Consider the following 26,604-nt stretch of genomic DNA (forward strand, 5'->3'; position numbering starts at 1 on the left):
CCGGGGGCCTGCACCGGCCCGTACGGCAAGCGTCGGCCCGTACGGACGGACGCCGGCCCGTCAGGAAAAAGCACCGGCCCGTACGAAAAAACGGGCGGCCCGCCGGCACCCCAGGGGTACCGACGGGCCGCCCGTCGTCCGTACGACTCAGTGGAAGAAGTGGCGCGTCCCCGTGAGGTACATCGTCACTCCGGCCTTCGTCGCCGCCTCGATCACCAGCTCGTCACGCATCGACCCACCGGGCTGCACGACCGCCTTCACACCGGCGGCGGTGAGGATCTCCAGGCCGTCCGGGAAGGGGAAGAAGGCGTCCGAGGCCGCGTAGGAACCGCGCGCCCGCTCCTCGCCCGCCCGCTCGACCGCGAGCTTCGCGGAGTCGACGCGGTTGACCTGGCCCATGCCGACGCCGACCGAGGCGCCGTCCTTGGAGAGCAGGATCGCGTTGGACTTGACCGCGCGACAGGCCTTCCAGGCGAAGGCGAGCTCGGCGAGCTCCTCCGCGGAGAGGGCCTCACCCGTCGCCAGGGTCCAGTTGGCCGGGTCGTCGCCCTCGGCCTGGAGGCGGTCGGTGACCTGGAGGAGCGCTCCGCCGTCGATCGGCTTGACCTCGACCGGGTTGCTCGGGGCGCCCTCGGCCTTGAGCACACGGATGTTCTTCTTCTTGGCGAGGACCTCGACGGCCCCGTCCTCGTACGCCGGGGCGACGATGACCTCGGTGAAGATCTCCGCAACCTGCTCGGCCATGGCGACCGAGACGGGGCGGTTGACGGCGATGACGCCGCCGAACGCGGACAGCGGGTCGCAGGCGTGCGCCTTGCGGTGGGCCTCGGCGACGTCGGCGCCGATCGCGATGCCGCACGGGTTGGCGTGCTTGATGATCGCGACGCAGGGCTCGGTGTGGTCGTACGCGGCCCGGCGCGCGGCGTCGGTGTCCGTGTAGTTGTTGTACGACATCTCCTTGCCGTGCAGCTGCTCGGCCTCGGCGAGGCCGCCCGTGCCGTCGACGTACAGCGCGGCGCCCTGGTGCGGGTTCTCGCCGTAGCGCAGGACGTTGTTCCGCTCGTACGTGGCGCCCAGGAAGTCGGGGAAGCCCGAGTCGTCGGCGGCGGCGTAGTCGTCGGCGAACCAGGCGGCCACGGCCACGTCGTACGCGGCGGTGTGCTGGAAGGCCTCGGCGGCGAGCCGCTTGCGGGCGGTCAGGTCGAAGCCGCCGGCCTGGACGGCGGCGAGCACGTCGGCGTACCGCTCGGGGCTGGTGACGATGGCCACGGACGGGTGGTTCTTCGCCGCGGCGCGGACCATGGACGGGCCGCCGATGTCGATCTGCTCGACGCACTCGTCGGGAGTGGCGCCGGAGGCGACGGTCGCCTTGAACGGGTAGAGGTTCACGACGACCAGGTCGAAGGGCTCCACGCCGAGCTCGGCGAGCTGCTCGCGGTGCGACTCCAGGCGCAGGTCGGCGAGGATGCCGGCGTGCACGCGCGGGTGGAGGGTCTTGACGCGGCCGTCCAGGCACTCGGGGAAGCCGGTGAGCTCCTCGACCTTGGTGACCGGCACGCCCGCGGCGGCGATCTTCCCGGCCGTGGAGCCGGTGGAGACGAGCTCGACACCGGCCTCGTGCAGACCGCGGGCCAGCTCTTCGAGCCCCGTCTTGTCGTAGACGCTGACCAGCGCGCGGCGGATGGGCTTAACGGTGTCCGTGTTCACCGACATGAACCTTTCGTCCCTCAATGCGATAGCCGTGCCGGGCGAGGCGCCCCACGACGTCGACGAGCAGCGAGCGCTCGACTTCCTTGATGCGCTCGTGCAGAGCGGCTTCATCGTCCTCGTCCCGCACCTCGACCACGCCCTGGGCGATGATCGGGCCGGTGTCGACACCGTCGTCGACGAAGTGGACGGTGCACCCGGTGACCTTCGCGCCGTAGGCGAGGGCGTCACGCACCCCGTGGGCACCGGGAAAACTGGGGAGCAGGGCCGGATGGGTGTTGACGACCCGGCCGCCGAAGCGGGCGAGGAACTCCTTGCCGACGATCTTCATGAATCCGGCCGAGACGACGAGGTCGGGCTCGTACGCGGCGGTGGCCTCGGCCAGCGCGCGGTCCCACTCCTCGCGGGTCGCGTGGTCCTTCACCCGGCACACGAAGGTCGGCAGTCCGGCACGCTCGGCGCGCTCCAGACCGGCGATCCCGTCACGGTCGGCGCCGACGGCGACGATCTCCGCGCCGTACCCCTCGGGGTCCGCGGCGATGCCGTCGAGCAGGGCCTGAAGATTGGTACCGGAACCGGAGACCAGGACGACGAGGCGGGCGGCAGCCACTGGGTCACTCTTTCCGTGGTGTTTGTACGGTCATACGAACGAATCGTGCCGCTCGATACGGGGAACCCTACGAATGGCTCGACCGTCAGCAACGATACCGGCACACCGGACGGCCCCCACGGGACGGGGGCGGAGCAGGGCGGTAGCGTCAGGGTCCGACGCCTGACGATCAGCAGACGATCAGCCACAGCGGCGGACGAGACAGCAGCGGAGACCACGGGTGCGGCCGTGGTCGTGACGACAGAGGGAAGACGTTCAGCAGATGCCGGAACGCCAGTCCACGGAGGACAACAACCCGTTCGCTCCGCCGCCCGAGGGCCGGCCGGACCAGCCGTGGCAGCCGCGGCGACCGGAGGGCCCGGACGACGAGACGTCCGGTGCTTCCGGGGCTTCGGGCTCGTCGGGGCCGTCCGACGGCCGCTGGAGCCCCAGGCAGCCGGGCCCCTCGGACGGCGGCTTCGGCCGTGGTCCCGAGCGCCAGGGGGGCGGCCAGGGCGGCCCCGAGGGAGGCCCCGGTCAGGGCGCGCCCGGCGGCAAGGGGCTCCGCTGGGACCCGACGGACCCGGCGCAGCGGCGTGCGCGGTACGCGATCCTCGCGGGCATGTGGGCCTTCTTCTTCGCCATCTTCGAGATCCCGGAACTGGCGCTGCTGCTCGGCGCCCTGGGTCTCTACTGGGCGATCAGCTCGCTGCGCGCCAAGCCGAAGCCGGCCGACGCGCTGTCGCCGACATCACAGCCGGCACCCGGGCAGGCGTCTCAGCCCTCGGGACCGGCCGCCGGGCAGACGCCGGGGCAGCCCGCCGGACGGCCTTCGGGGCAGGGCGCCACGGCGGTCCCGCTCCGCTCGATGCGGACGGCCGCGATCAGCGGTCTGGTCGCGGCGAGCGTGGCGCTGATGATCGTCGCGGTGGGCTTCACCATGCAGCTCGTCTACAGCGACTTCTACGAGTGCCGCGACGACGCCCTCACCCACGCGGGCCAGCTGGCCTGCAACGACCTCCTGCCGAAGCCGCTCCGCGCGGGCTTCGGGGTGCGGGAGTAGGTGCGGCGGCAGGCGCGGGAGAAGGCTCGGGGGCAACGGTCCCGACTAGGCCGGCCGGGGCTCCCCGGCCGGCCTAGTCGGCCGTCGGGGCCCGTGGGGCCGGTGGCGGCGAGGAGGCCGGCTCCCAGGCCGCCGGAAGGTAGTCGTAGGGCTCGAAGCCGGAGTCGTCGTACGGGTCCGTGTACCCGCCGCCGTGGTCCGTGTACCCGTCGCCGTACGGATCGCCGTACCGGTCGCCGTCCGGGTCGGGGTCGCCCCCCGGACCGGAACCCGCGTCCGAGCCCACCCGGGCGGGGGCGGGCTCGGGGACCGTTCCCGAAGGGCGCGGCTGTGTCTGTCCGGCCCCCGGAGCACCCGGTACGGGCGGGGGCACGGCCCCGGGCGCCGGTACGAGACCGGAGAGAAGTCCCTTCAAGGCCGCGGGGACGGCCGAGAGCACGGGCGAGGGCGCGTCCGTCGCCCCGGACACCGCCCCGGACACAGCCCCGGACTCCTCCCCCGCGACCACCGGCACCGGCACCGGCTTCCGCTTCCGCTTCGGGCGCAGCGCCCGGCGGCCCCAGGCCCGTACTCCCAAGGACACCGGCACCCCGACGCAGGCGCCCCAGAGGACCGTCGCCGCGCCCGCCTGCCACCACACCGGGCCGAACGCGGCCAGTCGGCCGGTGCCGAGCGGGCCGCCCGCGGCGCCGGCGAGGACGGCGACGGCCGCCCCGCACCCCCAGGCCGCGCCGAGCGCCGTGAGCGCCGTGTCGCGGGCCGTCCAGTTCCCCGCCGAACGTCCCAGGCGCCGGCCCTGGAGCACGGCGGCGGCCAGCGGGACCGCGACGACCGCCCAGTGGAGCCAGGTGCCACGCCCCTCGGCGGGCAGTGCGGCGAGGAGCGGGAAGGGCGGCACGGCCGGATCGCCGGCCAGGCCCAGCGGGGTCGCCATCGCCCCCGTACCGAGGGTGAAGCCGGGCCCGAGACCGTACGCGGCTCCCCACACGGCCATGTTCGGCAGCAGCGCGAGGACGAGCAGCAGCACCGTCACGCTCCCCGACCACTCCCCCACGAGTCCCGTGTACGCGGCCTGTGCCTGGCGCGCGTGCAGGGCGAGCGAGACCGCGGCGGCCACCGCGCCGCCGCCGAAGAGCGTCACGAGGCCGAGCCCCACCGCGCGCAGGGCGGCGGCCGTCTGGCGCTGTCCGGGCAGCGGGCGGCCGAGCGCCGTCCAGGCGCCCGTGCCCGCCGCGCCCAGGACCACGGCCGGCAGCCAGAGCCCGGCGGTGATCAGGTCGGCGGGCAGCGGGCCGCTCCCGCTGTAGGCGACGGTCGCGGCCGCGACCAGGAGGTACCCCCCGGCCACGGCGGCGACGGCCGCGCCGGTGGACGGGCGGGGCCGGTCGCCCTCGTCACCGGTGTCGAGGGTGTCGCGCGCGGCCCGGTGGACGAGCCAGACGGGCAGGGCGGCCAGGAGCATGGGGACCACGCCGAGGGGCGCGGGGAGGCCGGACAGGGTGTCCGTACGGACGAGGTCGACGCCGTGGGCGAGCAGCCAGAGCCCGGCGGCCAGGTGCAGGGCTCCCCCGGCGCCGCTGTCGGGGTACGGGGAGCTGATCCAGGCGGCGATCACCAGGACCGCGAGGGCGCCGAGACCGAGTCCGGCGGCGACCCCGCCGCGGACGCAGGCGGTGGCGAGCGCGGCGGAACGGCCGCCCTGGACCAGAGGGTGCTCGGTCACATGGGTCACGGGGCCATGCTCCCAACGACACGCGCTTTTGCCGCGTAACAGGCAAACCTCCGTTGTGTCGCTCAAGATACGTTTATGTACTTTTCCGCCCAGAGCAGCTCTGCGGGAGGTCGACACCGATGAGCCGGAGCACAGCGGATTCCGCACCCTCCGTCACCCTGCCGACCCCGAAGGAGCGGCGCAGGTTGCGTGAGGCCCTCGCCCTGAGCGAGGAGCAGGTCGCCGAGGCCATGGGCGTCACGAAGGCCACGGTCAAGGCATGGGAAACCGGGCGCTCGGCGCCCCGGGGCCGCAAGCGCGAGGCGTACGCGAAGCTGCTCGGCTCATACGAGCCGGACGACGCGCCCTCACCCGAACGGCCGCACACACAGGAACGGACACGACCACAGGCGGAGGCTCAGGGCGCGCCACAAGCGCAGGCGCAGGCGCAGACGCAGGCCCAGGCCGCCCAGGTGCAGGCCGCCCAGGCGCAGCCGCAGGCCCAACCCCATCCCCCGGCCGCCCCGTGGCAGCCGCAGGCCCAGGCGCACGCGCAGCCCCAGCCGCAGGCGCACGCGCAGCCGTACGCACCGGCACCGCCGCAGGCCCCGGCGGCAGGCGTCCGGCCCAAGGCCGCCGTCAAGCGGGCCGCGAAGCCGCCGAGGGCGCCCTCCCCCTCTCCGGCCATCGCCCCCGGCCCCGCCCGCAAAGGCCCCGCGAGGCCGCAGGAGCGCCTGAAACCGGCGTCCGCCGACGCGCGCGCCCCTCAGCCGGCGCACGCCCCTCGGCCCGCGTGGGCACCCGAACCGGCGGGGCCCCCCGCCGTGCCGGGCCGCACCCCCGAAGAGGCCTTCGACGCGCTGTACGCCCAGGCCGCACCCGGTCTCGTCCACCAGACGTATCTGCTGACCGGTCGTCGGCGGCTCTCCCACGAGGCCGTCGAGTACGCCTTCCACCACGCGTGGGAGCACTGGCCCGAGGTGGCCGTCGACGCCGACCCGGTGGGCTGGGTGCGGGCGACGGCGTACGAGTACGCCCTCTCCCCCTGGCACCGGCTGCGCCGCGCCCACAAGCACCCCGACTCGCCGCCGGCCGAGGCGCACCGGCGGGCGCTGCTCACCGCGCTGCTCGAACTGCCGCCGGCGTACCGCCGTACCGTCCTGCTCTACGACGGACTCGGCCTCGACCTGCCCGAGACGGCGGCCGAGACCGAGGCGAGCACCCCTGCCGCAGCCAACCGGCTGCTGCACGCCCGCACGGTCATCGGGCGGCGGATCCCCGAGCTCGCCGAGCCGGAGGACCTGCACCGGCGCCTGACCACGCTGGTCACGGAGGCGCCGACGACGGCGCTCCCGGCGGCCCGCACGGTCCGGACGGGCAGCGAACGGCGCTCGCGGACGTGGACGCGTGCGGTGCTCGGGGTGACGGCGGTCCTCATCGGCGTCACCGGCTTCACGGCGGCGACCGCCCCGACCCGGTACATCCCGGTGAACGCCCCCGGCGAGACCGTCAACGGCGTCCCGGTGCGCGGCGGCCCGCAGAAGCTCCGCACGGAGGACCTGGAGCTCCGCGACAAGCTGCGGTCGGGCCCCAACCCGGGCCCGGAGCGGCTGGTCCCCGCGGTCGAGTAGGGCCGGCGTACGCACAAGATCGTGTACCCGCGTACGCGAGAGGGCCCCGGGAACGCCCGGGTGACCGGACGGGGAGCGGGGCCCTCTCGCGTACGACAGCGGCCGTGCGGCTGCTGTGCGGCTGAACAGCTGCCGTACGGCTACTGCCGAAATCAGCCCGCGAGGATCGCGCGCGCCAGCTTGGCCGTCTCGGTCGGCGTCTTGCCGACCTTGACGCCGGCGGCCTCGAGGGCCTCCTTCTTCGCCTGGGCGGTGCCGGAGGAGCCGGAGACGATGGCGCCGGCGTGGCCCATGGTCTTGCCCTCGGGCGCGGTGAAGCCCGCGACGTAGCCGACGACCGGCTTGGTGACGTTGGCCTTGATGAAGTCGGCCGCACGCTCCTCGGCGTCGCCGCCGATCTCACCGATCATGACGATCAGGTCGGTGTCGGGGTCCGCCTCGAACGCCGCGAGGGCGTCGATGTGCGTGGTGCCGATGACCGGGTCGCCACCGATGCCGACGGCGGACGAGAAGCCGATGTCACGGAGCTCGTACATCATCTGGTACGTCAGCGTGCCGGACTTCGAGACCAGGCCGATGCGGCCCGGCTTCGTGATGTCGCCCGGGATGATGCCGGCGTTGGACTGGCCCGGGGTGATGAGACCGGGGCAGTTCGGGCCGATGATGCGGGTCTTGTTGCCCTTCGCCTGCGCGTACGCCCAGAAGGCGGCGGAGTCGTGGACGGCGATGCCCTCGGTGATGACGACGGCCAGCGGGATCTCGGCGTCGATCGCCTCGACCACGGCGGCCTTCGCGAAGGCCGGCGGCACGAAGAGGACCGAGACGTTGGCGCCGGTCTCCTTCATCGCCTCGGCGACGGAGCCGAAGACCGGGACCTCGGTGCCGTCGAAGTCGACGGACGTGCCGGCCTTGCGCGGGTTCACGCCACCGACGATGTTGGTGCCGTCACCCAGCATGAGCTTGGTGTGCTTCATGCCCGTGGCACCGGTCATGCCCTGGACGATGACCTTGCTGTCCTTGGTCAGGAAGATAGCCATGGTGTTCTGACCTCGTCCCTTACTTCGCAGCCGCGAGCTCGGCGGCCTTGTCGGCCGCGCCGTCCATGGTGTCCACACGCTGCACGAGCGGGTGGTTCGCGTCCGACAGGATCTTGCGACCCAGCTCCGCGTTGTTGCCGTCGAGGCGCACGACCAGCGGCTTGGTGACCTCTTCGCCCTTCGAGGCGAGGAGCTCCAGGGCCTGGACGATGCCGTTGGCGACCTCGTCACAGGCGGTGATGCCACCGAAGACGTTGACGAACACGGACTTGACGTCCGGGTCGCCCAGGATGATCTCCAGGCCGTTCGCCATGACCTCGGCGGAGGCGCCGCCACCGATGTCGAGGAAGTTGGCCGGCTTCACGCCGCCGTGGTTCTCACCGGCGTACGCGACGACGTCCAGGGTCGACATGACCAGACCGGCACCGTTACCGATGATGCCGACCTCGCCCTCGAGCTTGACGTAGTTGAGGTTCTTGGCCTTGGCGGCAGCCTCGAGCGGGTTGGCTGCGGCCTTGTCCTCGAGCGCCTCGTGCTCGGGCTGGCGGAAGTCGGCGTTCTCGTCGAGCGAGACCTTGCCGTCCAGCGCCAGGATGCGACCGTCCTTGGTCTTCACCAGCGGGTTGACCTCGACGAGGAGCGCGTCCTCGGCGACGAAGGTCTTCCACAGGGTCACCAGGGCTTCGGCGACACCCTCGGCCACGTCGGCCGGGAACTTCGCCAGGGCCACGATCTCGCGGGCCTTGACGATGTCCACGCCGTCGACGGCGTTGACCGGGACCTTCGCGAGGGCCTCGGGGGTCTTCTCCGCGACCTCCTCGATGTCCATGCCGCCCTGCACCGAGGCCATGGCCAGGAAGGTGCGGTTGGTGCGGTCGAGGAGGTACGAGACGTAGTACTCCGCCTCGATCTCCGGGGACAGCTCGGCGATCATCACCTTGTGGACCGTGTGGCCCTTGATGTCCATCCCGAGGATGTCCGTCGCGCGAGCGACGGCCTCGTCCGCGTCGCCGGCCAGCTTGACGCCGCCGGCCTTGCCGCGGCCACCGACCTTCACCTGGGCCTTGACGACGGACTTGCCGCCGAGGCGCTCGGTCGCGGCGCGCGCGGCCTCAGGCGTGTCGATGACTTCACCGGCCAGCACCGGTACTCCGTGCTTGGCGAAGAGATCCCTCGCCTGGTACTCGAACAGGTCCACGCGCGTCCGTCCCTTTTCTGATGATCGCGGTTCGTTGTCTGCGTGGGCGTGCCGCGAAGGGCAACGTGACTGCGCTGTCACAAGGGAGGCGCACACGGTGACCGTGGACGCGGCATGTCCGTCTCGCAGGTTATCGCCGAGGGGCGTGGGTCCCTAAATCGCAGATCACAACGGAGCGGTGATACGGGTCACAGATCGTAGGGACGAGGGGGCCGTCCGTAGGGGGTGAGGGGTGGGGACTTGCGGCGTTCGGAGCATGCGGGGCCTGGCCTCCCGACTCCTCACGACGCGCCGGAAGTGCAGGTGAGGGGCGTTCTGGGACGACTGTGATATGGGACTCAATCACCCCCGGGGCACCCGTGCGGGTGGTCCGGCGACGACGAATTCCGTAGCGGCGGGTGCCGGTGGACCGGGCCCCACAGGACCGGCGACCGACGGAATCGGGGCCCGGCAGGACCGGACCCGGCCCGGCAGGCCCGGCAGGCAGGGATCGAGGCGCGGCAGGATCGGGCCCGGCCGGGCGGCCGCGGCCCTTCAGACCGCGGGTACCGGCAGCGGGCGCTTCTCCAGGGCGGCCGCCATCACCTCCGGGAAGAGGTCGGGCGTGCAGGCGAAGGCCGGGACACCGAGCGCGGCCAGCGCCGCCGCGTGGTCACGGTCGTACGCCGGGGTGCCCTCGTCGGAGAGCGCGAGCAGCGCGACGAACTGGACTCCCGAGGCCTTCATCGCGGCGACCCGCTTCAGCATCTCGTCACGGATGCCCCCCTCGTAGAGATCGCTGATGAGGACGACCACGGTGTCGGCGGGGCGGGTGATCTTCGCCTGGCAGTGGGCGAGGGCGCGGTTGATGTCGGTGCCACCGCCGAGCTGGGTGCCGAAGAGGACGTCGACGGGGTCGTCGAGCCGGTCGGTCAGGTCCACGACGGCGGTGTCGAAGACGACCAGGCGGGTGGCGATCGACCGCATGGAGGCGAGCACCGCGCCGAAGACCGAGGCGTAGACGACCGAGGCGGCCATGGAGCCGGACTGGTCGATACAGAGGACGACCTCCTTCCGTATCGCCCGGGAGGCGCGCCCGTGGCCGACGAGCCGCTCGGGCACGACCGTGCGGTGCTCGGGCAGATAGTTCCTGAGGTTGGCGCGGATCGTACGGTCCCAGTCGATCTCCCGGTGACGGGGACGGCTGATCCGGGCGGAACGGTCGAGGGCGCCGGTGAGAGTCGCGCGGGTGCGGGCGGCGAAACGCCGCTCCAGGTCGTCGACGACCTTGCGCACGACGGCGCGGGCGGTCTCCCTCGTCGTCTCGGGCATGGCCTTGTGCAGGGAGAGCAGGGTGCCGACGAGGTGCACGTCCGCCTCGACGGCCTCCAGCATCTCCGGCTCCAGGAGGAGGGTGGCGAGGCCGAGGCGCTCGATGGCGTCGCGCTGCATGACCTGGACGACGGAGCCGGGGAAGTACGTACGGATGTCGCCGAGCCAGCGGGCGACGGAGGGCGCCGAGGCACCGAGCCCCGCCGAACGGTCCCGTCCGGTGCGCTCGCCGCCCTGGCTCCCGCGTCCGTAGAGCGCGGTGAGGGCTCCGTCCATGGCTGCGTCGGTGCCGGTGAGCGCCCGTCCGGTGCCGTCGGCCTCCCCTCCCCCCAGCACAAGCCGCCAGCGCCGCAACCGCTCGTCCTCGCGCCCCGGATCGGTAGCGGCGGCCGGGCGGGGGGCCGGGACAGCGGTCGGGCCGATGGGCGGGGTGGCGGTCGGGCCGGTGGCCGGGGTGGCGGCCGAGGCGGTGGCCGAGCCGGTGGCCAAGGCGGCAGTCAGGTCGGCGGTCCGGCCGACGGCCGCGATGGCGGCCGGGTGGTCGGCGGTCCGGCCGACGGCCGCGATGGCGGCCGGGTGGTCGGCGGTCCGGCCGACGGCCGCGATGGCGGCCGGGTGGTCGGCCGGGGCGGTGGCGTGGGCGGCCGTCGGGTCGGTGGGTGGGGTCATTCGAGGGCCTCCGAGCCGAGGACGAGGTGGAGGAGGGGCAGCACGGCGTCCGCGCGTTCGCGGTCGAGCGTGGGGGCGAAGCCGGGGACGCCGGGCACGGAGTGCGCCGGGCCGGCGGAGCCGGGGCCGCGGGCGACCAGCTCGCCGAGGGTGCGGCGGACACCCGGCTCGTATCCCGAGAAGGTGCGGCGCAGCAGCGGAAGGGCGTCGGTGAACGCCTCGGCCGGCACACCCGTGAGCCATGCGTCCAGCAGGCCGAGGAGCCGATCGTCGTGGACCAGGAGCAGGCCGCCGCCGGAGGCCCCGCCGGCGAAGCCGTCGATCCAGGCGGCGGCGTCGGCCGGCGGGGTCCCCGGCGACAGGGCGCGGCTCATGAGCAGGGCGGCCTCGTCGTCGCCGATCCGCTCCTCGTCCAGAAGGAGCCGGGCGGCCCGGCCCCTGAGGACACCCGGTATCCGGTCGAGGTCGGCGAGCCGGCGCAGGACGCCCGCCCAGCGGACGGTCAGCTCGTCCGCTCCGGGCAGCAGGCCGAGAACCTGATGCACTTCGTCGATCCGCTCGCGCATGGCGGTGGCCGCGTCGGTGTCGAGGCCGGCGCAGGCGGGTGGCAGGCCGACACAGATCCGTTCGGCGAGGCCGGCCGCGACCTCGGCGAGGGCCGCCGTGTCGGTGCCGCGGACATCGCCGTAGCGCAGGGAGCGGGCCAGGGACGGGAGGGCCTGGGCGAGATGGGCGACATCGGTGTCGAGCGCCGCCCGGTCGGCGAGCGCCCTCATCACGGCGGGGAGCGCGTCGCCGAGCCCGGCGAGGAGGCAGTGCTCGGCGAGGGCGGTCACATCGGCGAGGGCCGTCGCCGCGAGGGCCCGGGATCGGGCCCTCGCGGTGGCGGCGGCCTCGACGGTGGTGCCCCAGACACCGGCCTCGGCGACCCGGACGTGCAGCTCGGGATCCCAGCGCAGCCGCCAGGTCTCCCGGAAGGTGCCGGTCCCGGCGCGTCCGGCGGCCCGTTCGCCCCAGCCGACGTCGAGCAGGCGCAGCCGGTGCAGCAGCCGGCTGCGGTCACCGTCCGTCTCCTTGCGGAGGTCGAGTTCGAGGTCGCGCTCCGTGGCCTCGGGCTTGAGGCGCAGGGTGCGCTGGCGGCGGGTCAGATCGCGCTGGAGGGGGACGGCGGGGGCGCCGGCCGGGACCTCGCCGAGGACGTCGCCGACGACGAGACGGTCCCGGACGAGGTCGAGCGGTACGTCGGAGCCCTCGCACAGGACGGCGCGGACGGCGTCGGTGGTCTCGTCGAGCCCGGGGGCCGGCCGGCCGCGCAGGGCGGCGAGGGTCTCGGCGAGCCGGACGGCCTCGATGACATGGGCGGGAGAGACGGGGTGGTCCTCGGCCCTGAGGAGTCCGGCGACCTTGATCATCCAGCGCTCCACGGGCCGGTCGGGCGCGGCGAAGAGATGCCCGTACCAGCCGGGCGCGTCGATTCCGGCGCCGTATCCCGAGCGGCGGGCGAGCCTGCGGTGGGTCCAGGGGACCCAGGTCATCTCGGTCTTCACCTTGGGCAGGCCCTTGAGCAGGGCCCGGTCGGCGGTGACGGTGGTCTTCCGGGTGAGGGCGGGGACGTGCCAGGCGCCGCAGACGACGGCGACGGCGTCGCCGAACTCCTTGCGGGCGGCACGCAGCCGGAGCCGCATGTACGCCTCGCGGACGAGGTCGCGGGGATGGCCGCCGTGCCCGTACGCCTCGCGGAGCGCGCCCATGGCCTCGGCGAGGGCCACGAAGGGAGCGGTGGGGTCGCCGTCGCCGCGCAGTTCGACGACGTCCTCCCACCAGCGCTCGGCGTCCTCGTACCCGGCGGCCCCGGCGAGTTCGGCGACCGGGTCGATCCGCAGGCCGCTGCCGGAGACCTCGTCCTCCCCGTCGTCCCAGGTGGGGTCGGCCGCGGCGAGGGTGTGGGCGGCGGGCAGGTCGATGAAGCGGACGGCGGCGCCCCGGTCGAGGGCCCAGCGGATCGCGACCCACTCGGGCGAGAACTCGGCCATCGGCCAGAACGAGGCCCGCCCGGGGTCGTCCACGGCGTGGGCGAGCAGCGCGACCGGCGGCCGCATGCCGGGGTCCCCGGCGAGCGCCACGAGCGCGTCGGCCTCGGCGGGGCCTTCGACGAGCACGACGGCGGGCTTCTCCGCGTCCAGCGCGGCCCGCACCCCGCGCGCCGATCCGGGCCCGTGGTGCCGTACCCCGAGCACGAGGGGTCCTCCGCCGACCCGCGCCGCAGACCCGGCTCCCGGACGCACCGGAACCACCGGGGCCACCGGGGCCACCGGGGCCACCGGGGCCACCGGGGCCACCGGGAGGACGTTGCCCGAGCCACCGGAGACACCGGCGACACCCATGCCACCGGTTTCCGGGACGGCGGCCTCCGGGACACCGGTCTCCGCGATGTCGGGGCCCGGCGCGGCGGGCCCCGGGACGCCGGGCCCCGCGTCCCGGCCCGCGGCGGCGTCCTGCGCGGCCGTGGCCGCGGCAGTCATACGCTCACCTCGCGGCAGGCGCGGTAGAAGTCCTTCCAGCCGTCTCTCTCCCTGACCACCGTCTCCAGATACTCCTGCCACACGACGCGGTCGGCCGCCGGGTCGCGGACGACCGCGCCGAGGATGCCCGCCGCGATGTCCGCCGAGCGCAGGACGCCGTCGCCGAAGTGGGCGGCGAGGGCGAGTCCTCCCGTGACGACGGAGATGGCCTCGGCCGTGGACAGCGTTCCCGAGGGGGACTTGACCCTGGTCCGTCCGTCGGTGGTGACCCCGTCGCGCAGCTCGCGGAAGACGGTGACGACCCGACGGATCTCGTCGGCCCCGTCCGGGACGGCCGGCAGCGCGAGGGAACGCCCGAGCTGCTCGACGCGGCGGGCGACGATGTCGACCTCGGCCTCGGGGGTCGCGGGGAGCGGCAGCACCACCGTGTTGAAGCGGCGGCGCAGCGCGCTGGAGAGTTCGTTGACGCCGCGGTCCCGGTCGTTGGCCGTGGCGATCAGGTTGAACCCGGGGACGGCCTGCACCTCCTGGCCGAGCTCGGGGACGGGGAGGGTCTTCTCGGACAGGATCGTGATGAGGGTGTCCTGCACGTCGGTGGGGATACGGGTGAGCTCCTCCACCCGGGCCGTCATGCCCTGCGACATCGCCCGCATCACGGGGCTCGGCACCAGGGCGTCCCTGCTGGGGCCGTGCGCGAGGAGCTGGGCGTAGTTCCAGCCGTACCTGACGGCTTCCTCGGGGGTGCCGGCGGTGCCCTGGACGAGGAGGGTGGAGTCGCCGCTGACGGCGGCGGCGAGGTGCTCGGAGACCCAGGTCTTGGCGGTGCCGGGCACACCGAGCAGGAGCAGCGCCCGGTCGGTGGCGAGGGTGGTGACGGCGACTTCCACGATGCGGCGCGGTCCCACGTACTTGGGTGAGACGACGGTCCCGTCGGGGAGGGTGCCGCCGAGGAGGTAGGTGGCGACGGCCCACGGCGAGAGCCGCCAGCGGGCGGGGCGGGGCCGGTCGTCGGCCGCGGCGAGCGCGGCGAGTTCGTCGGCGAAGGCGTGCTCCGCGTGCGGCCGCAGGGCTTCGGTCACGGCCTGCGGCCGCCCCGGTCCGGTGTCCGTCTCGACACCGGAACCGAGCTGCGCGATGGTTTCGGGCACGGGCATGGATCCCCCTCCAGATCGTTCGACCTGCTGTGCGATCCACCGTGCACCATGCCACTGACATTCGGATGTCACCGCTGGTCAGGGGCAGTTGGAGGGTTCGTGGAGGGGTGATGGAGAGTCGGTCCCCATCGGGACGGGGCGGGCGGCCGCCCCGTCGTCGGGGAGGATCAGCCCACGACCGGGGAGACGGCGACGCAGCCGCCGGCCATCGCCTGCTCGGCCTTGGCCTCCTTGATGACCTTGCCCTGGTAGATGACCTTGCAGGTGAGGTCGGCGGGGCTGAGGGAGACCGGCATGACGGCCGGCGGCATGATGCCCTTCAGCTTCACGGTCTTCTTCCACGGGGTGGTCGGCTTCTTCTCCGACACGACCTCCGGCGCCATCGCGGTGCCGTCGCCCGCGTGGTAGTCGATGGACTCGATCCCCTTGCCGGTGACCTCGTACGTGACCTCGTAGGACTCCCCCACGGACTTGTCGACCTGGTCGGCGGCCTTCTCGGCGGCCTCCGAGCAGGCTCCGAGACCGAGGGCGAGACCGAGGACGGCGAGGGCCGAGACGGCGGTGCGGGTGGTGCGGCGGTTCATTGCGTGGTTCCCCTGAAGCAGTTGCGGTGGATCAGTTGGTCTCGCGCAGAGAATCGTAAAGGAAGGGTAAAGTCAAATCCTTTCACGACCCTTTCACGACCCCTGAACATGCAGGCCAGAGGCATTGTCAGTGGCGACCTCTACCGTCGGGTGCATGAATGCCATGGGGGTGCGCGTTTCGGTCGAGCAGGTGCTGGCACTGGCTCCTGACGATGCCTCGCGCAGAGCGGGAAGCGCGTTGGGCACGGCCGGACCGTGGTCGGGCACCGGCCGCGGAGGCGGCGCCGTCTGGGGGCTGTGCAAGGGCAGCGGCGGCGTGTCGTACCGGACGGTCGTCGACACCACGGGCCCGGCCTACCTGTGCGCGTGCCCCAGCCGTAAGTTCCCGTGCAAGCACGCGCTGGGCCTGCTGCTGCTCCAGGCCTCGGACGCGGCGGCGATCGAGGAGGCCACCGCTCCCGACTGGGCCGCGCGGTGGCTCACGGACCGACGCGAGCACGCCGGAAGCACGGGAAGCGCCGGAGGTACCGCGAGCGCGGCTCTCGGAGCCGAGGGCGGCGCGGCAGCGGGCCCGGCGGATCCCGAGGCGGCGCGGCGCAGGGCCGAGCGGAGAGCCGCCCGGATCACCTCGGGGGCACAGGAGTTGGAGCAGCGGCTCACCGATCTGCTGCGCGGCGGTCTGGCGGCGGCCGAGCAGGCGGGGTACGGACCGTGGGAGGAGACGGCGGCCCGGATGGTCGACGCCCAGGCGCCGGGACTGGCGGGCCGGGTGCGGGAGTTGGGGGCCATACCGGGTTCGGGGCCCGGCTGGCCCGTGCGGCTCCTGGAGGAGTGCGCGCTGACCCATCTCCTCGACCGGGCCTGGCTCGGCGCCGACCGGCTCCCCGCGCCCTTCGCGGCGACCGTACGGACCCGGGTCGGCCTCACCGCCCCGGTCGACGGGGTGCCGCTGCGCGACCACTGGCTCGTCCTCGCGCAGTACGACGCGGCCGACGCCCGGCTGACCACCCGGCGCATCTGGCTGCACGGCACGGCGAGCGGCCGCACCGCGCTCCTGCTCTCCTTCGGCGCGGCGGGAAGGGCTCCCCGACTGGCACTCCCCGTGGGCGCGGTGCTCGACGGCGAGCTGACACCGCACACGGGTTCCGGTCAGCTGCGGGCGGAGCCGGGCGAGCGCTTCGTCCCGGTCGCGGGTCCCGCCGCCCCGCCGCCGGGCGGACCGGTGGGCGCGGCCCTCGACGCGTACGGCCGCGCGCTGCGCGAGGATCCATGGCTGGACTCCTGGCCCGTGACGCTGAGCGGGGTGCTCCCCGCGAGGGCGGAGTACGGCTGGCAGCTCGCCGACGCGGACGGCCGCGAGGCCCTGCCGCTGACGCCCGCCGCCCAGTCCCGGCCCGGTCTCTGGCGTCTGGTCGCCCTGTCCGGCGGCGCCCCGGTGACGGTCTTCGGAGAGTGCGGGCACCGCGGCTTCACGCCGCTGGCCGCCTGGTCCCCGGAGACTCCGGGAGAGACGGTCCCTCTCGTATGACCTCCGGAACGGACACCGACGCGAAGACCGGTACGACCCCCGGTACGTCCCCCGCCCACGGCCGACGGCCTGCCCGGAGGAGCTCGATGGAGACGGACACGACACCCCAGCCCCAACCTCAACCCCTGCCTCCCACCGACGTCGGCATCGACATCGGCACCGGCACCGGCACCGACACCGCTCCAGGATTCGGCGCCGCTCCCGCGCCCGACGGCGGTGTCGCGCTCGCCGGCGATGTCCCGGAGGACTCCGTCTGGGAGGAGCTCGTCACCTCGGCGTTGCTCGGCACGGACCGCCGTACACCCGCCCGGTTCGCCGGAAGAACGACCCGGGACGCGCCGGGCGCCCTGCTCGACGCCGCCGCGCTGCACACCGTTCGGCGCAGGGCGGGGCTGCGTGCCGGGCCCGCCGCGCCACCGCCCGAACCCGCTCCCGAGGACCCGCGCGAACCGCTGCCCGAGGCGGCCCGGCGGCGGCTCGACCAGCTGCTCGCCGGACGGGCCGCACCCTCGCCCGCCGGACGGCGCGGAGCCGCTCCCGACCTCACCGAACTGCTCCCGCAGTGGCTCCTCCTCGCCAACGAGCGCGGCTACAAGGCCCCGGCCGCCACCCTGCCCGCCCTCCTCGACGCGGCCAGGGCCCGTACCGATCTGCGACCCCAGACCCTGCGGCTGGCCGGGCCACGCGGTCTGTGGCTGGCCCGGCTCAACCCCGAGTGGAGGTTCGCCCTGCGGGGTGCGGGCGCGGGGAGTTCGCTCCCGGCCCCCGGGGACCGGGAGGGCGTGCGGCTCCTGTGGGACGAGGGGCTCTTCGCCGAGCGGGTCGCCCTGCTCGGCGCCGTACGGGCGGCGGATCCGACGGCCGGCCGCGCCCTCCTCGCGTCCACCTGGTCCACCGAGCGGGCGGAGGACCGGCTGATGTTCGTGGACTCGCTGCGGACCGGGCTCTCCGACGCGGACGAGGAGTTCCTGGAGGCCGCCCTCGGAGACCGCAGCCGCAATGTGCGCGCCACCGCCGCCGAACTGCTCTCCGCCCTGCCGGCCTCGGCGCTCGCGGGCAGGATGGCGGGCCGGGCGGTGACCTGCGTCGGTCTCGACCGGACGGCGGACGAACCGACGATCACCGTGGAGGCCCCGCACGAGTGCGATACGGCGATGCAGCGGGACGGGCTCACGGCGACCCCGCCCGCCGGGCGGGGCGAGCGGTCCTGGTGGCTGGGCCAGCTCGTCGAAGCCGCACCGCTGTCCTGCTGGCCACCGCGGTTCGGAGGGCGCGGGCCGGAGGAGATCGTGGCGCTGCCCGTGGCCGACGACTGGCAGAACGAACTGCACGCGGCCTGGTGCCGGGCGGCCGTACGGCAGCGGGACGCGGCCTGGTCACGCGCCCTGCTCGGTTCCCCGGCGACACCGCCCGCGACCGGCCCCGGCACCTCCTCGCTCGCGGAGCGGGCTCAGCTGCTCTCGACGCTGCCCCCGGAGGAACGGGCCCTGTGGGTCGCCGCGTTCGTCGCCGCCCACGGCCTGTCGGAGGCCTTCCAGCTGCTCGGCGTCTGCGAGGTGCCGTGGGCGGAGCCGCTCGGCCGGGCGGTGGTCGACGCCCTCGACATCGCGCGGGAGGCGGGCAGTTACCCGTGGAGCTTCAGCGGGGTGATGGGCCTCGCCGAGCGCTGCCTCGCTCCGGAGGCGGCGCGGCAGCTGGAGTCCCTGACGGCCCGGCCGGACGAGACCGAGGACATCTCCCCCGGTGCGGGCGGCTACTGGGCCGAGGCGTTCCAGCGCCTGGTCTCCACGCTCCGGCTGCGCGCGGCGATGAGAGCCGAACTCACGGAACCGTCGCCGGCCCCGGGGACTCCGGCGTCCCCGTGAGCCGTCGGCACGACAGGAAGGGCCCTCCCCGGAGGGAGGGCCCTTCCTCGGTCATGAGGTGCGCATCGCCGAAAAGGACTACGCGGCGACGCGGACGTTCGCGTTCACCCAGTCGACGATGGACGCCGTCGTGGCGCCGGGCGTGAAGATCTCCGCGACGCCCTTCTCCTTCAGCGGCGCGATGTCCGCGTCCGGGATGATGCCGCCGCCGAAGACCTTGATGTCCTCCGCGTCGCGATCCTTGAGAAGCTCCAGGACCTTCACGAACAGGGTGTTGTGCGCGCCCGAGAGGATCGAGAGGCCGATGGCGTCGGCGTCCTCCTGGATCGCGGTGTCGACGATCTGCTCGGGCGTCTGGTGGAGTCCGGTGTAGATGACCTCCATACCGGCGTCGCGGAGTGCCCGCGCGATCACCTTGGCCCCGCGATCGTGGCCGTCGAGACCCGGCTTGGCAACCACCACGCGGATCGGACCGGTCACACCCATCACTGCCTCCACATGCGACCCCCGCGCCTGAATGCCCCGGGGAGGTGAACGAACGTTATCTCCAGCATCCCGCAACCGTCTGTTTCGCGGTGGCGAGCGAGGGGGAAATCACACGTGGGACATGTTCGCTCTGCGCCGTACCCCGCTTTCGGGCCCTCCTCCTGGGCCCACCAGCCGCAAGCGGGGCACGGCCGCAAAGGGAGCCGCGACGAGGTCGCCGCGCCTCCGTGCCGCCGTCCGTGCGGCGCGGGGGCGGGGCGTACCGGCGTACCGTTCGGCCCCGCGTGCCGTTCGGGAGGTCTGTCATGGAGCTCACCAAGGTCACCGCCCTGATGAAGGCCACCGCCCTGGAGCTCGCGATCCTCACCGGACACCTCGTCCTGTACCCGTCGGGGATCGTGGCCGAGCGCCTCTCGCCCACCGCCACCCCGCCGGCGATCACCCCGGGCCGGCGGCCGGTCGTCCTCCTGCACGGCTTCGTGGACAACCGCTCGGTCTTCGTCCTGCTGCGCCGCTCCCTCACCAGGAACGGCCGCGACCGTGTCGAGTCGGTCAATTACTCACCGCTCACCTGCGACCTGCGGGCCGCCGCCGAAGCGCTGGGCCGCCGGGTGGACGAGATCCTCGCCCGTACGGGGCACGCCGAGGTGGACATCGTCGGGCACAGTCTGGGTGGGCTCATCGCCCGTTATTACGTACAGCGTCTCGGTGGTGACACCCGGGTACGGACCCTGGTCATGCTCGGCACCCCGCACTCCGGCACCACCGTCGCCCCGCTCGCCGACGCGCACCCGCTGGTGCGGCAGATGCGTCCCGGCTCGGAGGTGCTGCGGGAGCTCGCCGGGCCCTCGCCCGGCTGCCGGACCCGTTTCGTGAGTTTCTGGAGCGATCTCGACCAGGTGATGGTGCCGGTCGAGACGGCCCGTCTCGACCACCCCGACCTGGTCGTGCACAACGTCCGCGTCAGCGGGATCGGCCATCTCGCGCTGCCGGTGCACCCGACGGTGGCCGCAGGGGTCCGTGAGGCCCTCGAGGCGGACGGGCCGGAGGCTCCGGGAGCACGGGAGGAGGAGCCGGGCGCGACCTCCGTCGCGTGACACTCCGACGCCGTTCTTCGAACGTTCCTCGAACACAAGGCCAAAGCTCTCTCCGTGAGCTGGCGAAACACGGCCGATTGCCCGTTTCCTGCGGGCGCGAACCCCTCCGAAGATTGTCGGCTGCGCATACCGCCGGGTACAGTCGCGCCACTGCTTCCCCCCGGGACACCCCTCGTCGGGCCCGCCCCGGACTGGTCCTGCTGCCGAGGCGAGAGAGACGTTGGTGAACGACCAGCACCCCCACGCCGGGTACGCCGGAGACGGCGCCCACACCACCGGCAGTTTCGCCACCGACCCGCTGTTCGGCTCCTACGCCGATGGGCAGGCCGATCACAGCGGCCAGTGGAATCTCGGCCAGTACGACACCACCGGCACGTACGGGACGACGGGGCAGTACGACACCACGCACTACGGCACCACGGGCACGCAGTACGACACGACGGGGCAGTACGGCACCACCGGTCAGTACGACACGACCGGCCAGTGGGACGCCACCGGGCAGTGGAACACCACCGGCGCCTACGACACCACCGGCACCTACGGGACGACGACCGGGCAGTACGACACGACTCCCCCGTACGACGCCGGTGCCACGTACGACACCACCGGCCAGTGGGACGCCTCCGCCTGGACCGACGCCCAGCACACCGGTCAGTACGAGAACGTCCACTCCGGCGCCTACGCCGCCCAGGGCGCGTACGGCTACGAGGCCTACGACGCCACCGGCCAGTGGGCCGCCCCCGCCTTCGCGACCGACACCGGCGCCTACGACGCGACCGCGTGGAACCAGGCGGCCCCCGAGGCCGAGCCGGTCGTCCCTCACCAGTACACCCCGCAGGCCGAGCACACCGCGGAGTTCTCGTTCGAGTACGTCACCGAGACCGAGGCGGGCACCGCCGAGGCCCACGCGGAGACGGCGTACCCGTACGACGAACAGCCCGCCGACAGCGCAGCACACGCCACGCACACCGGGGACGCCCACGGTGCCGAGGACCTCGCGGACCTCGACGACACCGAGGCCGGATACGACGCCGAGGCCGCGTACGACAGCGAGGCCGCGTACGACAGCGCCGACGACCTCGACGCCGACCGCGGTGACGGGCCCGCCGTCGAGCTCCGCACGGACTCCCCCGTCGCCGGCCGCCCCGTGCGCCGCAACTCCGGCGGCAGCCGCGGCCGTCGCCGTACCCCCGCCAAGCGGTCCGCGCTGCTGACCGTCGCCGTCCCCTCCGCCTGCGTCATGGGCGTCGCCGGCATCGCCGCCGCCTCCGTCGGCGGACTCACCGGAGCCGGCACCGAGGGCGGGCAGAAGGAGAAGAACACCACCGCGCTCGCCGCCGCGGACCCCTCCTCCGTCAAGCAGGTCGCCGCCAACAACGCGCTCGACACCCAGCTCGCCGCGCTCAGCGCCGACGCCCGCGACTTCGGCGACCGCGCCAGCCGCACCCAGGAGCGCATCGACCTCAAGGTCCGCCAGGCGGCCGAGAAGAAGAAGCGCGAAGAGGAAGCGGCCCGCAAGGAGGCGCTGCGCCCCAAGTTCATGCTGCCGGTGGAGCTCCACCGGCTCAGCGCGCGCTTCGGCCAGTCGGGCGTCAACTGGATGTCCGTGCACACCGGCATCGACTTCCCCGTGCAGACCGGCACCCCCGTGATGGCCGCGACGGACGGCACCGTCCGCACCCAGATCAACAGCGCCTACGGCAACATGGTGATCGTGACCGCCCCCGACGGGACCGAGACCTGGTACTGCCACCTCAGCAGCGCCAAGATCCGCTCCGGTCAGGTGAAGGCCGGCGACGTCATCGCCTACTCCGGCGACACCGGCAACTCCACCGGCCCGCACCTCCACTTCGAGGTCCGGCCCGCCGGCGGCTTCGCGATCGACCCGCTGGCCTGGCTGCGCAGCCACGGTCTCGACCCGACCAACTGAACTTCCCGTAGGTACGGAAAGGGCCCCGGCTTCCCGCCGGGGCCCTTTCCCGTCACCGCCGCTTTCCCGGCGCCGTGTCGTTCCCGGCGCCGGGGCGTCCCGGCGCCGCTACAGCTTCTCGACCGGCGCGTACCGCAGCAGCAGCCGCTTCGGCTTCTCGTCGCCGAAGTCGATCGTCGCCTGGGCGTCCGCGCCCGCGCCGGTCACCGTCATGACGGTGCCGAGGCCGAACTGGTCGTGCGTGACCCGGTCGCCGACCTGCAGGGAGATCACCGGCTTCTCCCCGGCACGCCGGGTGGCGAAGCCCGAGGGGCCGGAGCGCGAACGGGACGAGGAGAGCGAGGAGGTGATCCCCGACGTCGGCCCGGCGGGCTTCGCCATCGGACCGGTCCGCTTCCACTCCAGGTACGCCGGCGGGATCTCCTCCAGGAAACGCGAGGCCGGGTTGTACGAGGGCTGGCCCCAGGCGCTGCGCATCGACGAGCGCGTGAGGTAGAGCCGCTCACGGGCGCGCGTGATGCCCACGTACGCCAGACGCCGCTCCTCCTCCAGCTCCTTCGCCTGACCGAGGGCGCGCATGTGCGGGAAGACGCCGTCCTCCATGCCGGTGAGGAACACCACCGGGAACTCCAGGCCCTTCGCGGTGTGCAGCGTCATCAGGGTGATGACGCCCCGGCCCTCCTCGTCCTCGTCCGGGATCTGGTCCGAGTCGGCGACGAGCGCGACCTTCTCCAGGAACTCGGCGAGCGTCGCCGGCTCCTCGCCGCGCTCCTGCTCGAACTCCAGGGCCACCGCGGCGAGTTCCTGGAGGTTCTCGATCCGGGTCTCGTCCTGCGGGTCGGTCGAGGCCTGCAGCTCGGCCAGATAGCCCGTGCGCTCCAGGACGGCCTCCAGGACGACGGCCGGTCCCGCGCCGGACTCGACGACGGTGCGCAGCTCGTCCATCAGCGCGTTGAAGCGCTTGACGGCGTTCGCCGAGCGCGCGGCCATGCCGTACGCCTCGTCGACCCGCTTGAGGGCCTGCGGGAAGGTGATCTTCTCGCGGAGGGAGAGGGCGTCGATCATCGCCTCGGCGCGCTCGCCGATGCCCCGCTTCGGGACGTTCAGGATGCGGCGCAGCGGGACGTTGTCCTCGGGGTTGGCCAGGACACGCAGATACGCGAGGACGTCCCGGACCTCCTTGCGCTCGTAGAAGCGCACGCCGCCGACGACCTTGTACGGCAGTCCGACGCGGATGAAGATCTCTTCGAAGACACGCGACTGGGCGTTGGTCCGGTAGAAGACGGCGACGTCTCCGGCCTTGGCCTCGCCGGTGTCCGTGAGACGGTCGATCTCGTCGGCGACGAACTGCGCCTCGTCGTGCTCCGTGTCGGCGACGTAGCCGGTGATCTGCGCGCCCGCGCCCGCGTTCGTCCACAGGTTCTTGGGACGGCGCGACTCGTTGCGCTCGATGACGGCGTTGGCCGCCGAGAGGATCGTCTGCGTGGAGCGGTAGTTCTGCTCCAGCAGGATCGTGGTCGCGTCCGGGTAGTCCTCCTCGAACTGGAGGATGTTGCGGATGGTCGCACCGCGGAAGGCGTAGATCGACTGGTCGGCGTCACCGACGACGCACAGCTCGGCCGGGCCGAGGTCCTCGTAGCCGGTGCCGACGAGCTCCCGGACGAGGGTGTACTGGGCGTGGTTGGTGTCCTGGTACTCGTCGACGAGGACGTGCCGGAAGCGGCGGCGGTAGTGCTCGGCGACGTCCGGGAACGCCTGGAGCAGATGGACCGTCGTCATGATGATGTCGTCGAAGTCCAGGGCGTTGGCCTCGCGCAGCCGCGCCTGGTACATCCGGTACGCCTCGGCGAGCGTCTTCTCGAAGCCGTCGACGGCCTGGTCGGCGAAGCTCTCCTCGTCGATCAGCTCGTTCTTGAGGTTCGAGATCTTGGCGCTGAAGGACTTCGGCGGGAACTTCTTCGGGTCGAGGTCCAGGTCGCGGCAGACCAGCGACATCAGCCGCTTGGAGTCGGCGGCGTCGTAGATCGAGAAGGAGGAGGTGAAACCGAGCCGCTTCGACTCGCGGCGCAGGATGCGGACGCAGGCGCTGTGGAAGGTCATCACCCACATCGCGTTGGCCCGCGGCCCGACGAGCTGCTCGACGCGCTCCTTCATCTCACCGGCGGCCTTGTTGGTGAAGGTGATCGCCAGTATCTGACCGGGGTGCACGTGCCGCGAGCCCAGCAGGTGGGCGATGCGGTGGGTGAGCACACGGGTCTTGCCGGAGCCGGCGCCGGCGACGATGAGCAGCGGGGTGTCGGTGTGGACGACTGCGGCGCGCTGCTGCTCGTTCAGCCCGTCGAGGAGCGCGGCGGTGTCCACGACGGGGCGGGGGTGGCCGTCGCGGTAGTGGGTGTCCCGGGCGGGCGGGGGCACGTCGAAGTGCTCCCCGAAGAGGTCGTGCGGGACGTCCTCCACGGCCGGGGCGCCGTGCTCGTCGTCCTCGGGGTGGGGCGGGGGCTCCTCCGAGGAGTGGTTCTGGAGGCCGGCCAGGAAGCTGTCGTCAAAGAGGCTGCTCATCGCCTCACGAGTCTAGGACGCCCCACCGACATCCGGGCCCGCCTTCGGGACCCGCCTTCCCCGACGGCCTGCGGAACCGGTCACACCCGCCGGCGGGACGGGCCGCGACGCACTGTCGAACCGGTCACGTCCAGAGGGTCGCGATGAAGATGTTCGCCGTGGTCAGGCCGCCCACCGCGGCGAAAACACCCTTGTCGACCCGCTCCTCGTCCCGCTTGACGTAGACGAGGCCGAGGACGACGACGAGGACCGCCAGCTTGATGCCGATCTTGATGTTGTTCACGGTCTGGTCGTCCGCCTGGTTCAGGCCGACGAGCGCGACGCCGGTCACCAGCATGGTCAGCGCGCCGTGCAGCATCGCCGGGCTGAAACGGGCCGTACCGGCCCCCATCGCCTTCATCTGCGTGAGGAAACCGCCCAGCAGGGAGGCGATGCCGATGATGTGGAGGGCGACGAAGACATTGATGAGTACGTCCATGGGGCGGAGCCTAACCGGGGCCCTAGCACCGTCCTCCGGCCGGGTCCACCCACTCCGGCGCATCGGTCGGCCGACCACCGCAATGTCTCCCCGCCCGCCGTCCCGGGCGGAAGACATCGGTCCTCGGCCGACAACTCTCGCCAATAGCGGTCAACTCGCCGCCCGGGCGTGACCCCAGGTTTAGCGTCCTCCACCAGGTGACCGGCTCCCCACCACCGTCGGCGTTCCGGCGGTTGTCGGTCACCCCCGCCGAGAACCCGGCGGCGGTCCGTCTCCCCTGTGCGGCCCGCCGTCGGCCCGGTGGGCCCGTTCCCCCAGGCAGAGGATGTGACCCGCCCTCGTGGCAGCACACCGAAAGCCCAAGCAGTCGCCCCTCGGTGGTCAGGCCGGACGCACCGCCGTCACCCTCGCCCTCGCCTCCGCAGCGACCGCGACGCTCTTCGAGGGGTCCGGGCACGCGGACCCCCGGCCCACCACCGCCCAGGTCAAGGAGAAGGTCGACCGCCTCTACGAGGAGGCCGAGGTCGCGACCGAGCGGTACAACGGGGCGAAGGAGAAGGCGGACGAGGCCCGCGCCGCGTTCGACCGGCTTCGTGACGAAGCCGCACGCAGGACCCAGCGGCTCAACACCGCGCGGGACGGCCTCGGTGCCATGGCCGCCGCCCAGTACCGGTCCGGCGGGCTCGACCCCGCCGTCCAGCTCGCCCTCACCTCCGACCCCGACGAGTACCTGGAGCGGGCCGCACTCGCGGAGAAGGCCGGGGAGCGGCAGGCGGCCGCCGTCGGCCTCGTACGCCGTGAGCTCGCCGCGATCCGGCAGCTGCGCGGCGAGTCGACGGGACGCCTGGACGCGCTGCGCGGACACGAGACGGAGCTGCGGCGCCAGCGGGAGGCCGTCCTCGGCAAGCTCCGGGAGGCACGGACCCTGCTCGCCCGGCTGACCGCCGAGGAACGCGCCCGGTACGAGGCGGCCGCCGCCGGCCGCGACGGCTCCTCGGCCGCGCACGCCGGCACGGCCTCGACGACCACGTCGGGCGGCACGGCCACGACCCGGGCCGACCGCTCCTCGGGCGGCGACCGCGGCCCGGTGACCGCCCCGAACGCCCGCGCCGCCCAGGCCGTCTCCTTCGCCCACGCCCAACTCGGCAAGCCGTATGTGTGGGGAGCGACAGGACCCTCCGGGTACGACTGCTCCGGCCTCACCCAGGCCGCCTGGCGCGCGGCCGGCATCTCCCTGCCCCGCACCACCTACACCCAGATCAATGCGGGCCGGCGCGTCTCCCGGGCCCAGCTCGCCCCCGGGGACCTGATCTTCTTCTACTCCGGGATCAGCCACGTCGGTCTCTACATCGGCGGCGGCCGGATGATCCACGCTCCCAGGCCCGGCGCCCCGATCCGCATCGCCCCCATCGACGAGATGCCCTTCGCCGGCGCCACCCGGGTGGGCTGACAGCACCGCAGACCGGCCCGGGCAGGGCAGGGCAG

At 73.3% G+C, this 26,604-nt stretch carries 19 protein-coding genes; 7 read left to right on the forward strand and 12 right to left on the reverse strand.

Going from position 1 to position 26,604, the window contains the following annotated elements:
- Positions 1 to 147: 147 nt before the first annotated feature.
- Together purH and purN are read right to left on the reverse strand one after the other, a co-directional pair.
- Entirely contained in the window at positions 148 to 1,713 is a 1,566-nt protein-coding gene (gene purH / locus IE311_RS18980) for a bifunctional phosphoribosylaminoimidazolecarboxamide formyltransferase/IMP cyclohydrolase (protein WP_189832904.1), read from the reverse strand.
- A complete protein-coding gene (purN, locus tag IE311_RS18985; RefSeq protein ID WP_189832905.1) occupies positions 1,688 to 2,317 on the reverse strand; it encodes a phosphoribosylglycinamide formyltransferase in 630 nt (209 codons plus the stop codon). Before purN ends, purH begins: the two co-directional genes overlap by 26 nt.
- Before the next feature lie 262 nt (positions 2,318 to 2,579).
- On the opposite strand from purN, the gene IE311_RS18990 reads away from it, so the two are divergent.
- Positions 2,580 to 3,359, forward strand: a complete 780-nt coding sequence (locus IE311_RS18990; RefSeq protein WP_189832906.1) for a hypothetical protein — start codon at positions 2,580 to 2,582, stop codon at positions 3,357 to 3,359.
- Between the two features lie 73 nt (positions 3,360 to 3,432).
- On the opposite strand, the gene IE311_RS18995 is transcribed toward IE311_RS18990, so the two are convergent.
- A complete protein-coding gene (locus IE311_RS18995) occupies positions 3,433 to 5,091 on the reverse strand; it encodes a cell division protein PerM (protein ID WP_189832907.1) in 1,659 nt (552 codons plus the stop codon).
- Positions 5,092 to 5,210: 119 nt separating this feature from the next.
- On the opposite strand from IE311_RS18995, the gene IE311_RS19000 reads away from it, so the two are divergent.
- Positions 5,211 to 6,701, forward strand: coding sequence for a helix-turn-helix domain-containing protein (locus IE311_RS19000; protein WP_189832908.1), 1,491 nt, complete (start codon positions 5,211 to 5,213; stop codon positions 6,699 to 6,701).
- A gap of 152 nt (positions 6,702 to 6,853) precedes the next feature.
- On the opposite strand, the gene sucD is transcribed toward IE311_RS19000, so the two are convergent.
- From sucD to IE311_RS19030, 6 genes are all read right to left on the reverse strand, one after another.
- The gene (gene sucD / locus IE311_RS19005; protein WP_189832909.1) at positions 6,854 to 7,738 is read right to left on the reverse strand and encodes a succinate--CoA ligase subunit alpha; all 885 of its coding nucleotides are present in this window, start codon (positions 7,736 to 7,738) and stop codon (positions 6,854 to 6,856) included.
- Positions 7,739 to 7,757: 19 nt separating this feature from the next.
- On the reverse strand, positions 7,758 to 8,936 hold the full coding sequence (sucC, locus tag IE311_RS19010) for an ADP-forming succinate--CoA ligase subunit beta (protein WP_189832910.1): 1,179 nt from the start codon (positions 8,934 to 8,936) through the stop codon (positions 7,758 to 7,760).
- 534 nt (positions 8,937 to 9,470) lie between these two features.
- Entirely contained in the window at positions 9,471 to 10,670 is a 1,200-nt protein-coding gene (locus IE311_RS19015) for a VWA domain-containing protein (protein WP_189832944.1), read from the reverse strand.
- A 242-nt stretch (positions 10,671 to 10,912) separates the two neighbouring features.
- Positions 10,913 to 13,300 (reverse strand): DUF5682 family protein, encoded by a 2,388-nt coding sequence (locus IE311_RS19020; RefSeq protein WP_373313898.1) that lies wholly within the window; start codon positions 13,298 to 13,300, stop codon positions 10,913 to 10,915.
- Positions 13,301 to 13,434: 134 nt separating this feature from the next.
- Complete coding sequence (locus IE311_RS19025; RefSeq protein ID WP_189832911.1) at positions 13,435 to 14,592, reverse strand: ATP-binding protein; 1,158 nt, start codon at positions 14,590 to 14,592, stop codon at positions 13,435 to 13,437.
- Positions 14,593 to 14,759: 167 nt separating this feature from the next.
- Positions 14,760 to 15,176 (reverse strand): hypothetical protein, encoded by a 417-nt coding sequence (locus IE311_RS19030; protein WP_189832912.1) that lies wholly within the window; start codon positions 15,174 to 15,176, stop codon positions 14,760 to 14,762.
- Positions 15,177 to 15,330: 154 nt separating this feature from the next.
- On the opposite strand from IE311_RS19030, the gene IE311_RS19035 reads away from it, so the two are divergent.
- Together IE311_RS19035 and IE311_RS19040 are read left to right on the forward strand one after the other, a co-directional pair.
- Positions 15,331 to 16,704, forward strand: a complete 1,374-nt coding sequence (locus IE311_RS19035; RefSeq protein WP_229902012.1) for an SWIM zinc finger family protein — start codon at positions 15,331 to 15,333, stop codon at positions 16,702 to 16,704.
- An 86-nt stretch (positions 16,705 to 16,790) separates the two neighbouring features.
- Complete coding sequence (locus IE311_RS19040) at positions 16,791 to 18,569, forward strand: DUF5691 domain-containing protein (protein WP_229902013.1); 1,779 nt, start codon at positions 16,791 to 16,793, stop codon at positions 18,567 to 18,569.
- A 78-nt stretch (positions 18,570 to 18,647) separates the two neighbouring features.
- Here IE311_RS19040 and IE311_RS19045 read toward each other — a convergent pair whose 3' ends face one another.
- Complete coding sequence (locus IE311_RS19045) at positions 18,648 to 19,055, reverse strand: cobalamin B12-binding domain-containing protein (protein WP_024758053.1); 408 nt, start codon at positions 19,053 to 19,055, stop codon at positions 18,648 to 18,650.
- A 305-nt stretch (positions 19,056 to 19,360) separates the two neighbouring features.
- On the opposite strand from IE311_RS19045, the gene IE311_RS19050 reads away from it, so the two are divergent.
- Both IE311_RS19050 and IE311_RS19055 read left to right on the forward strand, forming a co-directional pair.
- Entirely contained in the window at positions 19,361 to 20,152 is a 792-nt protein-coding gene (locus IE311_RS19050; RefSeq protein ID WP_189832913.1) for a lipase family alpha/beta hydrolase, read from the forward strand.
- A 223-nt stretch (positions 20,153 to 20,375) separates the two neighbouring features.
- Positions 20,376 to 22,082 carry a M23 family metallopeptidase gene (locus IE311_RS19055; RefSeq protein WP_189832914.1) on the forward strand — a complete coding sequence of 569 codons (1,707 nt, stop codon included), beginning with the start codon at positions 20,376 to 20,378 and terminating at the stop codon, positions 22,080 to 22,082.
- 108 nt (positions 22,083 to 22,190) lie between these two features.
- On the opposite strand, the gene pcrA is transcribed toward IE311_RS19055, so the two are convergent.
- Together pcrA and IE311_RS19065 are read right to left on the reverse strand one after the other, a co-directional pair.
- Complete coding sequence (gene pcrA, locus IE311_RS19060) at positions 22,191 to 24,641, reverse strand: DNA helicase PcrA (RefSeq protein WP_189832915.1); 2,451 nt, start codon at positions 24,639 to 24,641, stop codon at positions 22,191 to 22,193.
- Between the two features lie 124 nt (positions 24,642 to 24,765).
- Complete coding sequence (locus tag IE311_RS19065) at positions 24,766 to 25,119, reverse strand: hypothetical protein (RefSeq protein WP_189832916.1); 354 nt, start codon at positions 25,117 to 25,119, stop codon at positions 24,766 to 24,768.
- Between the two features lie 340 nt (positions 25,120 to 25,459).
- Between IE311_RS19065 and IE311_RS19070 the strand changes: the two genes are divergently transcribed.
- Positions 25,460 to 26,569 carry a C40 family peptidase gene (locus IE311_RS19070; RefSeq protein WP_189832917.1) on the forward strand — a complete coding sequence of 370 codons (1,110 nt, stop codon included), beginning with the start codon at positions 25,460 to 25,462 and terminating at the stop codon, positions 26,567 to 26,569.
- The last annotated feature ends 35 nt before the right edge of the window (positions 26,570 to 26,604 follow it).

It is taken from the genome of Streptomyces zaomyceticus (assembly GCF_014656215.1).
GTDB classification, from domain to species: Bacteria; Actinomycetota; Actinomycetes; order Streptomycetales; family Streptomycetaceae; genus Streptomyces; species Streptomyces zaomyceticus.